Genomic DNA, 17222 nt, shown 5'->3' with positions numbered 1-17222 from the left:
CAATAATCAGTTGTTTACGATTCTTACCAAATCGTTGCGGTAAAGTTAAAGTTTCATTAAGATTGCAACAGTTGAAGGTTTCGCTTTTTTTCTTATCATCTTGGGAGGAACGCTCGTGCAACGGACAACATTTTGGCGGTCTCTTTGCAAATTGGCGCTTGGTTGCGCTTTGGCTTGGCATGTCATTGACGGGGGAATCACGACGGCTGAGGCCTATTTGGGAAGCTTTAATCAGAATGACGGCTATCATTTGAACAGCGGCACCATCCTAGGGGATGTGTCAATCTACAATGCCGGGGCATCAGGAATTAACGCCGGTGGCGGGGGATTTGCCTCAATTAACGCGGATACCGGCTTATGGAAAGTTGTCGGCCCGGTTGGTGGGTATTTTGCCACAGCGGCTAACCGCAACGCCGTCGTGTCTGGCGGGCCTCCTTATCCCACCAATCCTGCCACTGCCGTCGCCGCCTATATCGTCGGGGACCACTTTATGGGCCGCCCAACAGATGGCGTGGCTCTGGCCCTACGCAATGACACCCCCCTGGGGACCGGGGCAATGATATATGATTATTCGTTGGATACCTATGATTTTGGCGGGCCTACACCAGCCAGCGTGAACAGCGGTATTGTTCTGATGCAGTTTTATTTTTGCCCCAATCCGGGGGACACCCCGGTTCCTGGAACCGTCCCCCGCGAAAAATTCACCATGTCCTTGGTGGATAGCGTGGGGAATGTTGGCATGCAGTGGGGTTACGCCCGCGATAACTCGGTCTATTGGCGGGATAGTTCTTCAAATCCCTGGGTGCCGACATCGATCGTGGCCAACCAACTGAACTATGACGGGATGCGGATCAGCCTGGACTTGAATACTGATACTTTTGGCGTGGATTATTATGTGGTCAACACCAACACCTGGAGCACCATGGTCCCCGCGGGTACGCCCATGGGTCAACCGATGCAAAATTTTACCAAGTTGCAATGGCAGCTTGAGGATGGACTCTTTGCGGGTTTAGGCGGGAAAAACTTTTTTGATGATTTTAGCTTTACAATTCCCGAACCATCAACTTACGCCATGTTGGCAATGGCGGCGCTCGGGGGATTGATCTGGCGTCGTCGTCGGGGCTAAATTCGCTGTCAGAATGACAGAAAGTGCAAAGCTAGGCCGTCGTCAGAAACAATCTGGCTGCGGCCTTTTTTTATTGGCCTGGTACCTTGCGTATGCTTAAATAAGGTTCACCAGCCTGCAACGCAAATATCAATTGCTGGCATTGCCATAAATTTGCTTGTTGACCACTCATTGTATTTTCACGCTCTACCCATGAAACCAGAGAATAAAATCGTGCATCGACTGCAGCGCCGCTCCTTTTTGCACCAAGGGGCCTATGGGCTAGGGTTGGCCGCGCTCAATTGCCTGCTGAATCCGGCGTTATTACGCACAGCGCGGGGCGCGGATCCCGCGACAGAAAGCATTCCCATGACTGATCACGCCGCCAGCATGCCAGCCCCTGCTCCCGCAGGCCGCTGGATGGGTGTCATTACCGAGCCGCACTTTCCCATTCGGGCCAAGCGGATCATTCACCTGTACATGGCCGGGGGACCTTCGCACGTGGATACCCTGGATCACAAACCCGTGTTAAACAAACTGGACGGTCAGCCCTTTCCCGAATCTTTCACGGCGGGCCAGCAATTGGCCCAACTGCAAAACACCAAGCTAGTCGCACGGGGGAGCTTTGCGCCGTTTTCGCCCGCGGGACAGTCGGGGCAAATGATCGCCGAGATTTTTCCGGAAATCCGCAAAATCGCCGACGATATTTGCATCTTGCGCGGAATGCGGACCGAACAGATCAATCATGATACCGCCCACGCGTTTATGAATTCCGGCTCGATCATCAAAGGGCGGCCCAGTATGGGGTCGTGGCTCTTGTATGGGTTGGGGGCGGAGACGGACAATTTGCCGGGGTTTGTGGTGCTGACGTCGCAGGGACGATCGGGCCAGCAACCGATTAGCGCGCGGCAATGGTCGGCGGGCTTTTTACCCAGCAAGTTTCAGGGAATCTCCTTTCAAGCCAAAGGAGAGCCGGTCCATTACCTGGGTAATCCGGCGGGCATTTGCCAAAGCACGCAGCGGCAGGTCGTGGAGGAAGTGCAGCGGCTCAATGGGTTGCTGGCGGCGGAAACCCTGGACCCGGAGGTCGAAACGCGCATTGCGCAGTATGAACTGGCGTTCAAAATGCAAGCCTCGGTGCCGGAACTGACCGATATGACGCAAGAGCCAAAACACATTTTGGATCTGTATGGCGTGAAGCAACCGGGGGATGGCACATTCGCCTCGAATGTGCTGTTGGCCCGGCGGATGGCCGAACGGGGCGTGCGGATGATCCAGGTGTATCACCGGGCCTGGGACGCGCATGGCAATATCAAAGGAAACCACACGGACGCCGCGCAAGACGTGGATCGGGCGACGGCGGCGCTGATCCTCGACCTGAAACAGCGGGGAATGCTGGAAGACACCCTCATCCTATGGGGAGGCGAATTTGGCCGCACGCCCATGGCGCAGGGGGATGGGCGGGACCATCACATCTTGGCGTTTAGCGTGTTTCTGGCGGGGGGCGGGATCAAACCGGGAGTTTCGTTTGGGGAAACAGACGAATTGGGCTATCGTTCGGTGCAACCCATTCATGTGCGGGACCTGCATGCCACGCTCTTGCGGCAGATGGGAATCGACCACCGCAAGCTGAGCTTTAAATTCCAGGGACTAGACGCCAAACTGACGGGCGTGGAACCGGCGCGAGTGATTGAGGAGATTGTGTAGCAAGGGAATCCCGTCGCCGGAGAGCGGGGAAATGGTCGCAATGCGGAAGAAAATAACCAAACGAAAGCGTCTGAGCTAACTCGGTAAAAACGCTTTGGCGACTAAAAGTCGCCACTACGTAGCGGCGAGGTTTCCTCGCCGTGAAGTGTGGAAACGGGTGGCGATGTGGAAGAAAATAACGAAACGAAAGCGCCTGAGCTAACTCGGTAAAAAAAGCTTTGGCGACTGAAAGTCGCCACTACGTAGCGGCGAGGTTCCCTCGCCGGGGAAATCCTTAATCTCGAGATTAATCATCAGATTTAGCAAAGAGTATTCACATGACTCCCATTCTATTTTATGGTTTTAATGAGTCAGGAAAAGTTACTATTTATCGGCATGGGATATTACCTCATTGGCGTCAAGATAAATGCACATATTTTGTTACATTTCGATTGGCAGATGCTCTGCCTCTTAAACTTCAACAAGAATTAAAATGCCGACGGGAGACATGGCTGCTTGCCCGAAAAATCGATCCAACGGATCCCTCTTGGAAAGATAGATTCGCGCGTTTATCCTCCGCCGAAAAACGCGCTTTCGAAAGAATGCTGGGTGTCTTCATTAATGATTCACTTGACATGAATTATGGCTCGTGCGCACTGCGGCAGCCGGAAATTGCGAAAAGCGTAGCAAATGCATTAACCTATTTTCAGAATCAGAGAGTTCTAACAGGTGATTATGTGATCATGCCTAATCATGTCCACGCGTTAATGACGCCTATGGAGGGAGTTGCATTAGAGAGGTTGTTGCAATCGATTAAAACCCATACGGCTAAATTCGCAAACTCTTTCCTCGGGCAATCCGGAAAATTTTGGCAAAAAGAAAGTTATGATCATATTGTGCGGGATATTGATCAATTGATCGCTTTTCAAAATTATATTGCGCAAAACCCAAAGAAGGCAAAGTTACGACAAAATGAATACATTCATAAGACTAGCCTTTATCAAGTTGCCAATACATCCTTTAGAGAGTGAAATGATAATCTGGTAAAAGTTACGCAGCGAAACGCTTTGGCGACTGAAAGTCGCCACTACGTAGCGGCGAGGTTCCCTCGCCGTGAAGTGCGTGGAATGGTCGCGATGCGGAAGAAAATAACCAAACGAAAGCGGCTGAGCTAACCCGGTAATAACGCTTTGGCGACTAAAAGTCGCCACTACGGGCCACTGGCGACTCAAAGTCGCTACCAGCTTACTTCGTTTCCGGCTCTTCCAGGTACGTATAGCCCTGCAAGCCTTCTTCGTAGTATTTCAGGAACTTCCCCGCTAGCTCGTAGCTGATTTTACCTTCGCGCACAGCGCATTCGACCGAGTCCCGTAATTGCCGCACCAGATGGTTGGGGTCGTATTCGACATAATCCAGCACCTCGCGGACAGTGTCCCCCTTGATCACGTGCTCCAGCACCACCTGGCCGTCATCCCCCAGGCTGACATGCACGGCGTTGGTGTCGCCGTACAAGTTGTGCAGATCGCCCAATATCTCCTGGTACGCCCCGATCATAAAGGCTCCCAGGTAATAGGGCTGGCCCACGTAATTGTGTAGCGGCAGCGTCCGCTTGACATCGCGGCGGTCGATAAACTGATCGATTTTACCATCGGAATCGCAGGTAATGTCACCCAGGACGGCATTGCGCATGGGCCGCTCATTATGGCGGTGAATGGGAATCACGGGAAAGAGCTGCTTGATCGCCCAACTGTCGGGGATCGACTGAAAGAGCGAAAAATTGCAAAAGTAAGTATCGCTCAGGAGCGAATCCAGCCCTTCGAGTTCCTCGGGGATAAAGTCCAGTTGTGCGGTCAGGCGTTTGATCTTGTGGCAAATCGCCCAATACAGCCCTTCGGCAATGCAGCGCTGTTCCAGCGGCAGATACCCGCCGGTGAACAGGTTCATCGACATATCCAGCGCCTGCTGCGCGTCGTGGTAGCTTTCCAGCAAATTGCGGACGGTCACCCCCTGGTACGCCTCCATCAGGTCGACCAGCGGCTGTTCGGGTTCGTCGGGCAGCTTGGGCGTGTAACCATTTTCCCCTTGCTCCGACACGCCCAAAATGCCAAAAACCAGCGCGCTATGGTAGGCCACGACGGCGCGGCCGCTTTCGCTGACGATGGTGGGATGCGGCACGCCGGTTTCGTCGCAAACGCGTTGAATGTGGTACACCACGTCGTTGGCGTATTCCTGCAGCGTGTAGTTCACACTCGATTCAAAGTTCGTTTGTGAGCCGTCGTAATCGACACCCAACCCGCCGCCGACGTCCATGTATTCCAGGCCCGCTCCCAGGCGTTTGAGTTCGGTATAGATGCGGGCGGCTTCGTTGAGAGCTCCCTTGATATAGCGGATATTGGTGATTTGACTCCCCAGATGGAAATGCAGCAGTTTAAAGCAGTCTTCCATTCCGCGGGATTTGAGTTCTTCCAGTCCTTTGACAATTTCGCTGACCGTCAGGCCAAATTTGCTGCGGTAGCCGCCGCTGGACTGCCAGCGCCCGCTGCCGCGCGCGGCCAGCTTGACGCGCATGCCAAAGTTGGGCCGCACGCCGATTTTTTCGGCGTATTCCAAAATCATCAAGAGTTCGGTGTACTTCTCGACCACGGGAATGATCCGCCGACCGATTTTGTGGGCCAGCATGGCCGTTTCGATGAATTCGGCGTCCTTAAAGCCGTTGCAGATGATCGGGGTGGTGTTGTCCGTCATGGCGACCACGGCCAATAGTTCCGGCTTGCTCCCCGCCTCGACGCCAAAGTTGTAGGGGCGGCCAAACTGCAGCACTTCCTCCACCACTTGGCGTTGCTGGTTGACTTTGATCGGGTACACGCAGCAGTAAGAGCCTTGGTACTTGTGCTCTTGCATGGCGGACTGGAACGCGCCGTGAATCTCCCCTAAGCGGTGCTTGAGAATCTCGGCAAAGCGAATCAAAATCGGCAGATCGATCCCCCGCAATTGCAGATGGTCGACCAGTTGCTTGAGATCGATCGCGCGGGCGGGGTCCTTATTTGGCAGGACCGTGACGTGCCCCAGCTCGTTAATGGAAAAATAGCCATTCCCCCAGCGGGCGATGTCATAAAGTTCTTTGGCGTCCGCCACGGTCCAAGGTTTGACCTCGAGATCGATCATGTCGGCTGGTTCTCCGGCAGAAAAGAGTAGGTGTGCAAAGTATTCACCCGCTGGATAACAATTATTCGCAGCGGCGGCTGGCGGAAAGGCTTTTTTTCTCTAAAACTGGCAAAAAAATCCCAGATCGGCGGCTTTGGCCAAAGAATTTCTTATTTAACTGGATTTTGGCGGCAACGTATAGTGGCCACCCCTTTAAAACGGCGATGAACAGTACCAGGCCGCGGGGGAAACCACCGCGCGGCTGGCACCATTGATCCAACAAGTATTGCCTCCAGGGACAATATCGCCGCACTGGCAAAAAATCTTCCCCGGGGCACCCCGCTTGCGAACCTGCGGCGACTGATTTATTCTTTTAGGAAGTGCATTTCCCGCGGATGTGGCGGAATTGGCAGACGCGCAAGATTCAGGCTCTTGTGTCAGAAATGACGTGGAGGTTCAACTCCTCTCATCCGCACTAGGCCGCAGTTCCCCGCAAAACGCGGGAATTGCGGCTTTTTTTGCTAATTTGCGCGTATTTTTCCGCCCGCCAGGAGCCTCACCCATGACCCCCCGCGTGTTCAATTTTTCCCCGGGTCCGGCCGTTTTGCCCTTGTCGGTCTTGGAGCAGGCCCAACGGGACATGTTGGGCTTGCCGGGAATCGGAATATCCCCGCTGGAAATCAGCCACCGGCACAAATGGTTTGATGGCGTCCTCGCCACGACAAAAAGCCTGATGCGGGAATTATTGGGCATACCCGCGAATTATCAAATTGTGTTTATGCAGGGGGGGTCAAATCTGCAGTTTAGCATGCTGCCGATGAATTTTTTACGCGGGACAAATTTGCCAGCGGATTATGTGGTGACGGGGACCTGGGGCAGCAAAGCCGTGGCCGAGGCCCAGCGCGAAGGGACGGTCAATGTGGCCTGGGATGGTAAAAAGTCCAATTACAACCACCTCCCCCCGGCGGCGGAAGTCCGTCTTAGCCCGCAAGCCGCTTACACGCACATCACCACCAACGAGACGATCCAAGGGGTGCAATTTCCGGCCAATCCCGACTTTGGCGCTGCCCCGCTCATTGCCGACATGAGCAGCGACTTTTTGTGCCGTCCGCTGGATGTCAGCAAATACGCCCTGATCTACGCCTGCGCGCAGAAAAACGCCGGGATCGCGGGGGTGACCATCGCCATCATCCGCGACGATCTACTGGAACGTATTCCCGCTGGTCTACCGACAATGCTGGACTACCGGACCTTTAGCAAAAATGATTCGGTCTTTAATACACCCCCCGTTTTTGCCATTTATGTGTTTCAATTGGTCCTGCAATGGCTAAAAAATGACATTGGAGGCTTGGCCAAGATGCAATCCCGCAACGTTGAAAAGTGTCAGTTGCTCTATGAAGTGCTAGACGGCAAATTTTATGAGGGGCATGCCGCCACCGACTGCCGTTCGCTCATGAATGTGACCTTTCGCCTGCCCAGCGAGGAACTAGAAAAAGCGTTTATCAAGGGGGCCGAAGCGCGGCAACTGTTTGAACTCAAGGGGCATCGTTCGGTTGGCGGGATGCGGGCCTCCATTTACAACGCCATGCCGCTCGAGGGCGTGCGTCTGCTGCGTGACTGGATGGTCGAATTTCGCGGGCAACACGCGTAGCGCAACTGCATTTCAGCCCGCCGCGTTAGCCAGGGAATTGTAGCCCGCTGCGGGCTGGGGGAAACGGAATTCTGGCGAATTCCGCTACATGACAGATTTGAGAAAATCTGCGTAATCTGTCAAATCTATGTTCGAACGCGTGCTCCCTGGCTGACGCGGCGGGTTGAGGTTGTTCCCTTGCTAACGCTGCGGGCTGAGTGACGCTGCGGGCTGAGTGACGCTGCGGGCTGAAACTACACCGTCTGCGCCATTTCCGCCGCGTGGTAACTGCTGCGCACAAATGGACCGCTGGCCACTTGCTTAAAGCCCATTTTTTTTGCCTGTTCGCCAATTTCATCAAATTCCGCAGGCGGCACGTACCGCACCACCGGCAGGTGTTCCAGTGTCGGCTGCAAATACTGCCCCAAGGTCAAAAAGTCGCAATCGGCATCGCGCAGGTCGGCCAGCACATCCAGCAACTCCTCGCGCGTTTCACCCAGACCCAGCATCAGACCGCTTTTGGTCTGGATGGCGGGATTTTGGCGTTTGACCCGCCGCAGCAGTTCGAGCGTCCAGGCGTAATCGCTTTTACGCCCCCGGACGGAGCGGTACAACCGAGGGACGGTTTCGGTATTATGATTAAAGACTTCGGGGGCGGATTCGACCACCCGCGCCAGGCCGTGGGGTTTGCCAATAAAGTCCGGTGTGAGGACCTCGACGGTGGCTCCCGTGCGTCGCCGGACCGCCAGCACGGACTGATAAAAATGCTCCCCCCCGCCGTCGGGTAGATCGTCCCGCGTGACCGACGTGATCACCACATGCCGCAGGCCCAGTCGCTCGGCCGCTTCCGCCACGCGGTCCGGTTCGTCCAGTTCCAGTTCCTCGGTTTTTCCTTTGGGGACCGAGCAAAAACCACAAGGGCGCGTGCAGACATTCCCTAGAATCATGAATGTCGCGGTTTTGCTAGACCAACATTCCAGCCGATTGGGGCACTTGGCGCTTTCGCACACGGTCTCTAGCCGCAGATCGGCGATCAAATTTGCCGTATAGCCAAAAGCGCTGGCTGGGGGAAGGTTGCGCCTGAGCCACGAAGGAAGGCGGGGGCCACTTGTGGTAAGGGGACTGGCCGATCCACAGGCGACAGTCTGATCCGACTGTTGGGAGGCAGGGGAGGGAGCCTGCACGATGGTCAGGGGAAATTGCATCGGAAAGAGCAGGGGGATAATTTGCAGACGGTCAGGGACGCCCTTACCGGGGGCCACTGCCGAATGTTATGCTAATGTTACGAACAGCTTTTAAGTGTAACAAAACCGCCCCGTAGAATTAAGTGGATTGTGGGCGGTACCGTTTCCCCCCTGTCCCATGGCCGCAAAAAAACTCCCACAATCCGGCAAATCCCCCACCAAAGGGGCTCCCGCACCGGGCAAGGCCGCGCCCCCGGGGAAGGGGAATGCTGGCAAAGGGGACGCTGGCAAAGCTTCAACCAAGGATACCGGCGGCAAATCTGGCGGTGCCAAGTCCACGGGAAAAGCGGAGCGGCAGCTTTCCGAAGAGAAGCAAAAAGACAACGAACGGACCATCACCGAGAACCGCAAGGCCCGCTTTGAATATTTTGTGCTGGACACGCTGGAATGCGGCATCGTCCTGGTCGGCACCGAGGTCAAAAGCCTGCGCGCGGGGCATGTCACGATCGAGGATGGATTTGCCCGGATTAAGGGGGGCGAAGTCTGGCTGGTGAATGTCGAGATCAAGGAATATCGCCAGGGAAACCATTGGAACCACGAGCCCAAACGCCCCCGCAAACTTCTGCTTCATAAACGCGAACTTCAAAAATTCGCCGCCAAGTCGGATCAAAAGGGCTTTACCCTGGTCCCGCTCAAAATGTACTTCAAAGGGGGCCGGGCCAAGGTGCTGCTCGGCGTTTGCCGGGGTAAACAAAAACATGACAAGCGGGATTCGCTCAAAAAAGCCGACGCCCAGCGCGATATGCAGCGGGCGCTGCGCCGGGGTAAGTAGAGTGGATATTGAATAGTGGACAGTGGGCGGTGGATAGTGGGGAGTGGGTAGTGGGCGGTGGGGAGTGGACAGAAATGAGCGGATCAGGGAAAATTCCGCATTCCCGTATTTTCATTCTGCCTTCTGCATTCTTCATTCTAAATTTTGCATTCCCATGTCCCACGCCGTTCACCAATTGAATCCTCCCGATGTGGTTCCCATCCGCCGCGCGCTGTTGAGTGTGAGTGACAAAACCGGCCTGGTCGAACTGGCCCGGGCACTGGTTGCGGGGGGGGTGGAACTGCTCAGCACGGGCGGCACGCATAAAACGTTAAGTGACGCTGGCCTGCCGGTGATCGATGTCGCGGATTACACCGGATCCCCCGAAATGCTGGATGGCCGGGTCAAAACGCTGCACCCCCGGTTGCACGGAGGGATCTTGGCGTTGCGGGATCTCCCCGAGCATCAAGCCGCGCTCCGTCAGCACAATATCCCGCTTATTGACCTGGTCGTGGTCAATTTATACCCTTTTGCCCAAACGATTGCCCGGCCCGACGTAACGGACGCCCTCGCCATCGAAAATATCGACATCGGCGGACCCAGCCTGATTCGCGGAGCGGCCAAAAACCATGTTTACACCGCCGTAGCCACCGCTCCGGGCCAGTATGGCCGCATCGCGGCGGAGTTTTCCGCGCGCGGGGGAACCTCCCTGGCCCTGCGCCGGGAACTGGCCCAGGCGGCCTACGCCCTGACCGCCGATTATGACTCGCATATCGCCGCTTATTTTACCCGCACCGCCGCCGTTAACCCGGTCGAGGGGGAGACGGCATCCAATGTCACGGGTACCGCCGCAGAGACGACCATCTGGCCCGAGCGATTAACCCTGTCGCTCGCGCGGGTCGAATCCCTGCGCTATGGTGAAAATCCCCATCAATCCGCCGCACTCTATCGGAACATGCCCACCCAACCCGGGACCTTGCTCACCGCGGAAAAGCTGCATGGCAAAGAGCTGTCTTATAACAATCTCCTCGATCTGGACGCGGCCTGGAGCATTGTTCGCATGCTGCCGGAAGCCGCCGCCGTGGTGATCAAGCACAACAATCCCTGCGGGGCCGCCCAGCACGCTCAATTATCCGTCGCGGCCCGCCGCGCCTGGGATGGCGACCCCGTCAGCGCGTTTGGATCGGTCCTGGGCTTTAATCGTCCGGTCGACATCGCTACCGCCGAAATGCTGTGCGAACCGGACCGCTTTGTCGAAGCGATCATCGCCCCCGCGTTTGAACCCGCGGCGCTTGAATTGCTGACCACCAAGCCCAAATGGCGGACAAGCGTGCGGCTATTGGCCCTAGGGTCCGGTGCCTGGGTGGCCGGGATGGGGGAAGCCGCACAACCCGGAACGGTCCGGGAAAGTTTGCGGCAAATCGATGGCGGCTGGTTGGCCCAAGAGGCGGACACGCTGCCGGATGACCCGGCAATTTGGCGGGTGGCGACCGCCACGCAGCCAGCAGACTATTTGTTGCGGGATTTGCGCTTTGCCTGGGCGATCGTGCGCCACGTCAAAAGCAACGCGATACTGCTGGCCAAAGGGGAAATGACGCTTGGCGTGGGGGCGGGACAAATGAGCCGGGTGGATGCCGTGGAGATCGCCATTCGCAAGGCGGGAGAACGGGCGGAAGGGAGCGTCCTGGCGTCGGACGCGTTTTTTCCCTTTGCGGACTCGGTGGCGTTGGCCGCCGCCGCAGGAGTGCGGGCGATCATCCAGCCGGGCGGGTCCAAACGTGATGCCGAGGTCATCGCGGCCTGCGACGCGGCGGGAATCCCGCTTATTTTGACAGGAAAACGGCATTTCAAGCACTAATATTTAGTGTGTGAATTATACACTTTCTAGCTAAATGTAGCGCGGCTAGCAATTTATGAAGGCATTCAGTATTACTGGGTTATTTCCGAATGACGCAACCGCGTTGCGGTAGATTCCCTCACCCCGACCCTCTCCCAGAGGGAGAGGGGGTACCGCAACGCGCCCTGTTCAATGGTAATACTGGGTAACAAAGCCCACGGGTTGGAGCGTAGCGAACAACCCTGGGAAAAAGAACAAAACCAGTGAACTAATACTCCAACGGAGTTGCGGAATCCCTTGGTAAACTGGGTAAAAACCGCGCTATGAGTACTTGCGATTAGTATTAGTCACCAGTACCTAAATAGTAGTGGTTTGTGGCAATCGAAAAGCTAAGGTAAAGCGGCTTTATCTTATTAAGATAAAGGCTCTTTACTTTAACCTGCCAATAGCGTAAATCACATAAATAAATTGACAATAGACTCGATCACTGGAAATTGCTGAATCGCCCATACATTCTTAATGAAAATAATTGGCATTAATAAATTTATTCGAGGGGCGCAATTCGATGAGGCTGTTGCAAATTTGCTGCTGCCGCAAAGGCCTCTAGCAATTCTTGCCGATACTGATCAACCCAATCATGGATCAAGCGTAGTGCTCGTGGAGGTAGATTTCCCTCTAGAAGTTCCTTGCTTTCAATCGCAATCTTTTACCAGTTGGCCAGAGTAATTTGCGTGGAAATGCGGAGGTTGATGATCGCCATAGTAAATTTGAATAACAATGCCGTAAAATCGAGATATTTCAGGCATGAGAAAATTTGTCATTGAGAGAAGGAAAGAGCTCCTTCGCCGTTTTCCCAGTCATCTGGAGATACCAGGCATCCGGGCAGAGATCAAGTTCGCCCGGCCAGCAGAGTGCCCCCTGGGAGCTAATAGTGACTTTTTCAAAAAAACCCGGCTCATTCCAAACTTTAAATACGCCGCGCCCCGCAAAATGAGCTAAGTCCAATTCCCCTGCTAAACCATCTTCAAAAACTACGTGCAGGCGATAATGTTCGAGTGCCTTGACGTGTAGGATTTTCATGTTGAAAAAGCGTCCCACATATAAAACAGACTAGCAAAGCCGCCGATGGCATCGGCGGGTGAAACGCTAGATTCTAAATTTCAATAAAACTCTATATCGCCAAACTTACAGTGCCATTCCTACAGCGGAAAGCCTTCGTTTACCGCTTCGCGGTTCATAAAGCGGGCGGTGCGATAGTAGACTTCTAGCGTCAAGCATGCCAGTGACGTGGTGTACAACCGCCCCCCCCGATCAGTCGAATGGTCCCCGCCGCCAAAGAACCAACTCCCGGCGTTGGCGCCGTCCGTCGCTTGTTCTTTGATCAGCTTGTCCCGCATGGCGGCGTTCCATTTATCCCATTTTTCTTTATACACGGGGTTTTCGCCCAACTGATACAGCACCTGCGTGGCGTAATAGTTAAAGTACATATTGGTTTTGCTAGGGCCTAAGTCGCTCAGGTACTGCACCCCCTCCGCCAGACCTTGGTTGTCGGCCTTCCAACCCAGATGCATCCGGCACAATAGCCCAATGGCCGTGGTGGCGTTCCCCTTGCCGGGGCCGGTGTAGCCATAATAGGCGCGGTAGTCTTTCTCGTCGGAGACTGAATTCAGGAACACAATCGCTTGCTTGATCGTGTTGGGATCAACCTTTAAGTAGGACATCAAACCGCTTTTGAGCGCCATTAGTTGCCAGCCCACCACCGAGGTGTCACCGGCTTCCCGCGGGGCATAACGCCAGCCCCCCTTGGCGGGATCTTGGGCGTATGAGATAAAATTCAGGCTCCCTTGGGCAAAGGGGAGCAGGGATTTATCCTTGGTCATGCCATAGGCCTCGCACAGGGTCATGGCGACTAGCCCATGAGAATACATCGTCCCCTGTTCCTCATGCCAACTGATCACGCCCGTGGCCAGATTGGTGTACTTTTTATTGTAGTTGGCCTTCAGGAATTCGAGGCCGGCATAGACGGTCTTTTGGTATTTGCTGGCTTCCTTATGGGTGTAGCCCGCGGCCAAGAATGGCAAGAGCGCCATGGCGGTCGCGCCGTTGCGGGCGCGGTCGGCATCGCCAGAGTTGGTCACGCCGGGTTTGTTGACTTTGGCAAAGTCAAAGTTCCATCCGCCGTCAGCCCCCTGGACCGAGGCAATCCATTTCAGACCTTTTTCGACAGCGTCTTCGCTTTGGTCGTTACCGCCTCCTTTTTTGGCCATTCCCTTACGACCACCGGCCGTCCGACCGGCGTATGCACTCCCCGCGCCGCTGGCTTTGTTATTGGAAAGGATCGCCGTTTGATCACCGGTGGGATTTAAAAAGTCAGAAGTGTTTCCCGCAATGTCGGGGCTGACTTCTTCGGAGATACTTGGCAATTCGGACAAATCCGTGCTTTCCACGGGAGACGGATCAGTGACGACTTCTTCCGCCTCAATATCAAATTCAGCGGTTTTTTCTTCAATCTCTGGCAGCGGTTCGTCGGCGATCTCTTCGATTTCTTGGATTTCTTCGGACTTGGCCGTGATAATCGTTTTTTGTTCTACACTAACCGGCGTCACCCAGAGAGCCAGCACCAACACGAACACAATATGCACCACCATGCTGCTGAGTGCACTGGGAATCAAAGTATTCCAGTCAACTCCAGAATCTTCTTCATCTTCGCGGGTGACTAGTCCCAAAGGATTAGCAGGCGCAGCCTTGACGGGGACGGCACGACTGGCGGCCGAGGTAGGAGTGGCTACAGCAGGAACCCCATTAGCCATAGCCGGAACCGCGGTAGCAACGGGAGGTAACGAGGTAGCGACAGCAGATGGCGCAGATGCGGCGACCATGGCCGGAGTAGCCGTAATAGGTGTGGCCACTGGGACCCCCTGCGGTAATTTAGAGCTGGGGGTGTTCACGGGAACTGCGGAGGAGGGTTGAGGCGTCATAACACTTGGCTCCGTGCCCAGCGGTTTTTACTGGTGCAATGAAACTGCGCTAAACTAAGAATAGGAGGGGCAACTGAAAATGCCGTAACAGATTACCCCCCAAAACATTACAATAATGCATGCAAGTCAGATTGCAATAGTTTTCCCCAAAATGCCAAGTAGGTACCATCCGCCCAAAACCCGACTAATCCAACGTCCCCTAGGACGGGCGTTAATAAAAACAGCTACCGTCAGGGAGGCTGATTTCATAGCAGACCAAACCGTCATGGCAGGCAGGAGTATTGCCTGTTGCAAACTTGTTATAAATCATTTCGCCTCAATGGTAAAAAATTATTCCCTTTTCCAGAATATCCAGAAACAACGATTTTTTATCTAAGTCTATAAATAGTATAAGCTTGCGCGATTTTAATTAGCTTTCCACCGCAAACTTTTGCAAAATTGCCCATAAAAAGAACTCCTCCTTGGGCGTCTGGGGAAATCAGTCTATTTCCCACTATTAAGCTGGACTTTGCGTCGCTGCGCTCCCTTTGATGGCTTTCTCAGGCTCTCCCCTGGAAAATTGCCACTTCATCTGATTAAATCAGAGATTACCAAATTTTTGACCATGACCGGGGTTGGTCCTGGCGTGGGACGTACCGCTCGGAACTTTGCCGCGATTTTGCTAATTCTCTTGCATTCGTTTTTCCGTGAGTGATTTTAATGGCCAAAAGTAAAAAGAAGATCGAAGTCGTGTTTCTCGTCTGCGAAGAGTCGGGCGACTACAACTACACCCTGCGCCGCAAAACGGGGGGAGAAAAGCTGAAAATCAAAAAGTATTCCCCTCGGCTGCGCAAACACACCCTGCATAACGAAAAGAAAAAATAAGCTTGTTAGGGCTGGATTTGCTTTCGGCCACTGGCTGTTGCACTTCGCTTGGTAGCGCGATTTACCACCGCGCGCAAAGGCATACCCTTTATTATTAGGACACGGATGTCATGCCCAAGATCTGGCGCAAGTTTCCGCATGATGCCGCGCGGATTCGCGATTTAGAGCAATCGGCGCGAATCCCGGCGGTGGTGGCGCAACTCTTGATTTGCCGGGGGATTATCGATCCGCGGCAAGTGCGGGAATTTCTGGATCCCAAGCTCACCCAATTGCGCGACCCGGCGGAATTGCCGGGAATCCCGAACGCCGTAGAGGAAATCATGGCGGCGGTTGCGACCCAGCAGCCGATTGTGGTCTATGGCGACTATGATGCCGACGGCATGACCGCGACCGCGATTTTGTACGACTGTTTGCGATTATTGGGAGCTGTTGTCAGCTATTACGTCCCAAATCGACTGGACGAGGGGTACGGGCTAAATGAGGATGCCATTCGTCAACTGGCCGCCCGCGGGACAAAGCTATTGGTCACGGTCGATTGCGGGATTGCCAGTTGGGAATTGGCCGATACCGCCCGCGAGTTGGGCCTGCGGCTGGTCATTACCGATCATCATGAATTCGGCCAACACCTGCCCGCCGCGCACGCCATTGTCCATCCCCGCCTGCCGGGCAGCGCGTATCCCTTTGGCGAGTTATGCGGCGCGGGAGTCGCCTTTAAGCTGGCCTGGGCGTTGTGCCAACATGCCAGCCAGTCCAAGAAAGTAACCGAAAAACTGCGGCATTATCTGTTGCAGGCGGTTGGGTTGGCGGCGATTGGCACGGTGGCCGATGTCGTGCCGCTCATCGACGAAAACCGCGTATTGGTTCGTTATGGCTTGACCAGCATCCTGCAGTATCCCGTTCTGGGTTTGGAAAAGCTGCTCTCCCTGACCAAGCTGCGACAAAAGCAGCAACTCGACGCCGAGGATATCGGCTTTAACATAGCTCCGCGACTGAATGCCGCCGGGCGGCTGGGGCAGGCCACGCTGGGCGTGGAGCTGCTGACCACCACCAACCCCGAACGCGCCGCGGCGTTGGCGGAATACTTGCATGATCTCAACAGCAGCCGCGACAGCATCGAGCGCAGCATTTATCTGGCCGCGCTCAAACAAGCCCAAGAGCAGTACGACCCCGTGGGGGACGCGGCGTTGGTCTTAGCGGGAAAAGAGTGGCATCCCGGCGTGATCGGAATCGTTGCGGGAAAGCTGGCGGATAAATTTCATCGGCCGGTCGTGATGATCGCCTTGGACGAAATGGGAATCAAACCGGGGGTAGGCTCGGCGCGCAGCGTTCCCGGCGTGAATTTGCATCATTCCCTAGCCGCATGCGCGGAATATTTACTGACTCATGGCGGCCACGCGGCGGCGGCGGGGCTAAAGATCGACCCGGCGCAAGTGGACAATTTTCGCGAGGCTTTTGTCCGGCAAATCGCGGCGGAATTTGCCCACGCCTCCGGTCCGGCGGAATTGTCAATCGATGCCGAGACGACATTCAGCGCGCTGACGATGAAAGTTGTCGAACAGTTGGAACAACTGGCCCCCTTTGGCCATGGAAACACCCGGCCGATGCTGTGCGCCAGTGACGTGGAACTGATCGAACCCCCTAAGCGGATGGGGGGGGACGGGAGGCATCTTTCCCTCCGGCTGGTTCAGCATGGGACCCGCATCCGGGGGGTAGCCTTTGGCGCGGGGGAATGGGCCGAAGCCCTGCAGGCGCATGGGGGACCGGTGCAACTGGCATTTCGGCCGGTAATTAATGAATTTCAGGGGCGGCGTTCAGTGGAAATTCAAATTACGGATTGGCAGGGCCAGTAAAGGTCACCGGGGTAAATAGCAATATTCGCTCGCCATAGCGGTTCACGTGTCCCCTTGCCCCTTTAATTTCGCGATGTCGCGCAGTTGTTCCCCGCGCAAAAAAACCTCGCGGTAACTGCCGCGAGGTGGAAAG

General features: G+C 55.1%; 12 protein-coding genes and 1 tRNA gene. 9 read left to right on the top strand and 4 right to left on the bottom strand.

From position 1 onward, the window contains the following. Positions 1–115 precede the first annotated feature (115 nt). From SFX18_17945 to SFX18_17935, 3 genes are all read left to right on the top strand, one after another. Complete coding sequence (locus tag SFX18_17945; GenBank protein MDX1965033.1) at positions 116–1126, top strand: PEP-CTERM sorting domain-containing protein; 1011 nt, start codon at positions 116–118, stop codon at positions 1124–1126. Between the two features lie 192 nt (positions 1127–1318). Then, positions 1319–2812: a DUF1501 domain-containing protein gene (locus SFX18_17940; GenBank protein ID MDX1965032.1), complete on the top strand. Its 1494-nt coding sequence runs from the start codon at positions 1319–1321 to the stop codon at positions 2810–2812. Between the two features lie 317 nt (positions 2813–3129). Continuing rightward, the gene (locus SFX18_17935; GenBank protein MDX1965031.1) at positions 3130–3822 is read left to right on the top strand and encodes a transposase; all 693 of its coding nucleotides are present in this window, start codon (positions 3130–3132) and stop codon (positions 3820–3822) included. A gap of 214 nt (positions 3823–4036) precedes the next feature. On the opposite strand, the gene speA is transcribed toward SFX18_17935, so the two are convergent. Continuing rightward, complete coding sequence (speA, locus tag SFX18_17930; GenBank protein MDX1965030.1) at positions 4037–5956, bottom strand: biosynthetic arginine decarboxylase; 1920 nt, start codon at positions 5954–5956, stop codon at positions 4037–4039. Positions 5957–6326: 370 nt separating this feature from the next. Here speA and SFX18_17925 point away from each other — a divergent pair. Both SFX18_17925 and serC read left to right on the top strand, forming a co-directional pair. Beyond that, a tRNA-Leu gene (locus tag SFX18_17925) sits at positions 6327–6410 on the top strand. Positions 6411–6497: 87 nt separating this feature from the next. Beyond that, positions 6498–7586, top strand: a complete 1089-nt coding sequence (gene serC, locus SFX18_17920; GenBank protein ID MDX1965029.1) for a 3-phosphoserine/phosphohydroxythreonine transaminase — start codon at positions 6498–6500, stop codon at positions 7584–7586. 233 nt (positions 7587–7819) lie between these two features. Here the strand turns inward: serC and lipA are convergent, their stop codons facing one another. Further along, positions 7820–8770: a lipoyl synthase gene (gene lipA / locus SFX18_17915; GenBank protein MDX1965028.1), complete on the bottom strand. Its 951-nt coding sequence runs from the start codon at positions 8768–8770 to the stop codon at positions 7820–7822. Positions 8771–8927: 157 nt separating this feature from the next. On the opposite strand from lipA, the gene smpB reads away from it, so the two are divergent. Further along, a complete protein-coding gene (gene smpB, locus SFX18_17910) occupies positions 8928–9581 on the top strand; it encodes an SsrA-binding protein SmpB (GenBank protein ID MDX1965027.1) in 654 nt (217 codons plus the stop codon). Between the two features lie 154 nt (positions 9582–9735). Beyond that, positions 9736–11418, top strand: a complete 1683-nt coding sequence (gene purH / locus SFX18_17905; GenBank protein ID MDX1965026.1) for a bifunctional phosphoribosylaminoimidazolecarboxamide formyltransferase/IMP cyclohydrolase — start codon at positions 9736–9738, stop codon at positions 11416–11418. 777 nt (positions 11419–12195) lie between these two features. Here the strand turns inward: purH and SFX18_17900 are convergent. Both SFX18_17900 and SFX18_17895 read right to left on the bottom strand, forming a co-directional pair. Then, complete coding sequence (locus tag SFX18_17900) at positions 12196–12477, bottom strand: DUF2442 domain-containing protein (GenBank protein MDX1965025.1); 282 nt, start codon at positions 12475–12477, stop codon at positions 12196–12198. A 119-nt stretch (positions 12478–12596) separates the two neighbouring features. Next, positions 12597–14207, bottom strand: a complete 1611-nt coding sequence (locus tag SFX18_17895) for a prenyltransferase/squalene oxidase repeat-containing protein (GenBank protein MDX1965024.1) — start codon at positions 14205–14207, stop codon at positions 12597–12599. A gap of 867 nt (positions 14208–15074) precedes the next feature. Between SFX18_17895 and rpmG the strand changes: the two genes are divergently transcribed. Beyond that, positions 15075–15239, top strand: a complete 165-nt coding sequence (gene rpmG / locus SFX18_17890; protein ID MDX1965023.1) for a 50S ribosomal protein L33 — start codon at positions 15075–15077, stop codon at positions 15237–15239. Between the two features lie 110 nt (positions 15240–15349). After that, entirely contained in the window at positions 15350–17089 is a 1740-nt protein-coding gene (recJ, locus tag SFX18_17885) for a single-stranded-DNA-specific exonuclease RecJ (GenBank protein MDX1965022.1), read from the top strand. The last annotated feature ends 133 nt before the right edge of the window (positions 17090–17222 follow it).

The sequence above is a fragment of the Pirellulales bacterium genome, assembly GCA_033762255.1.
Classification (GTDB): domain Bacteria; phylum Planctomycetota; class Planctomycetia; order Pirellulales; family JALHPA01; genus JANRLT01.
Note: the sequence above shows the minus strand (reverse complement) of the source record. Positions and strands in the feature narration are given on the sequence as shown.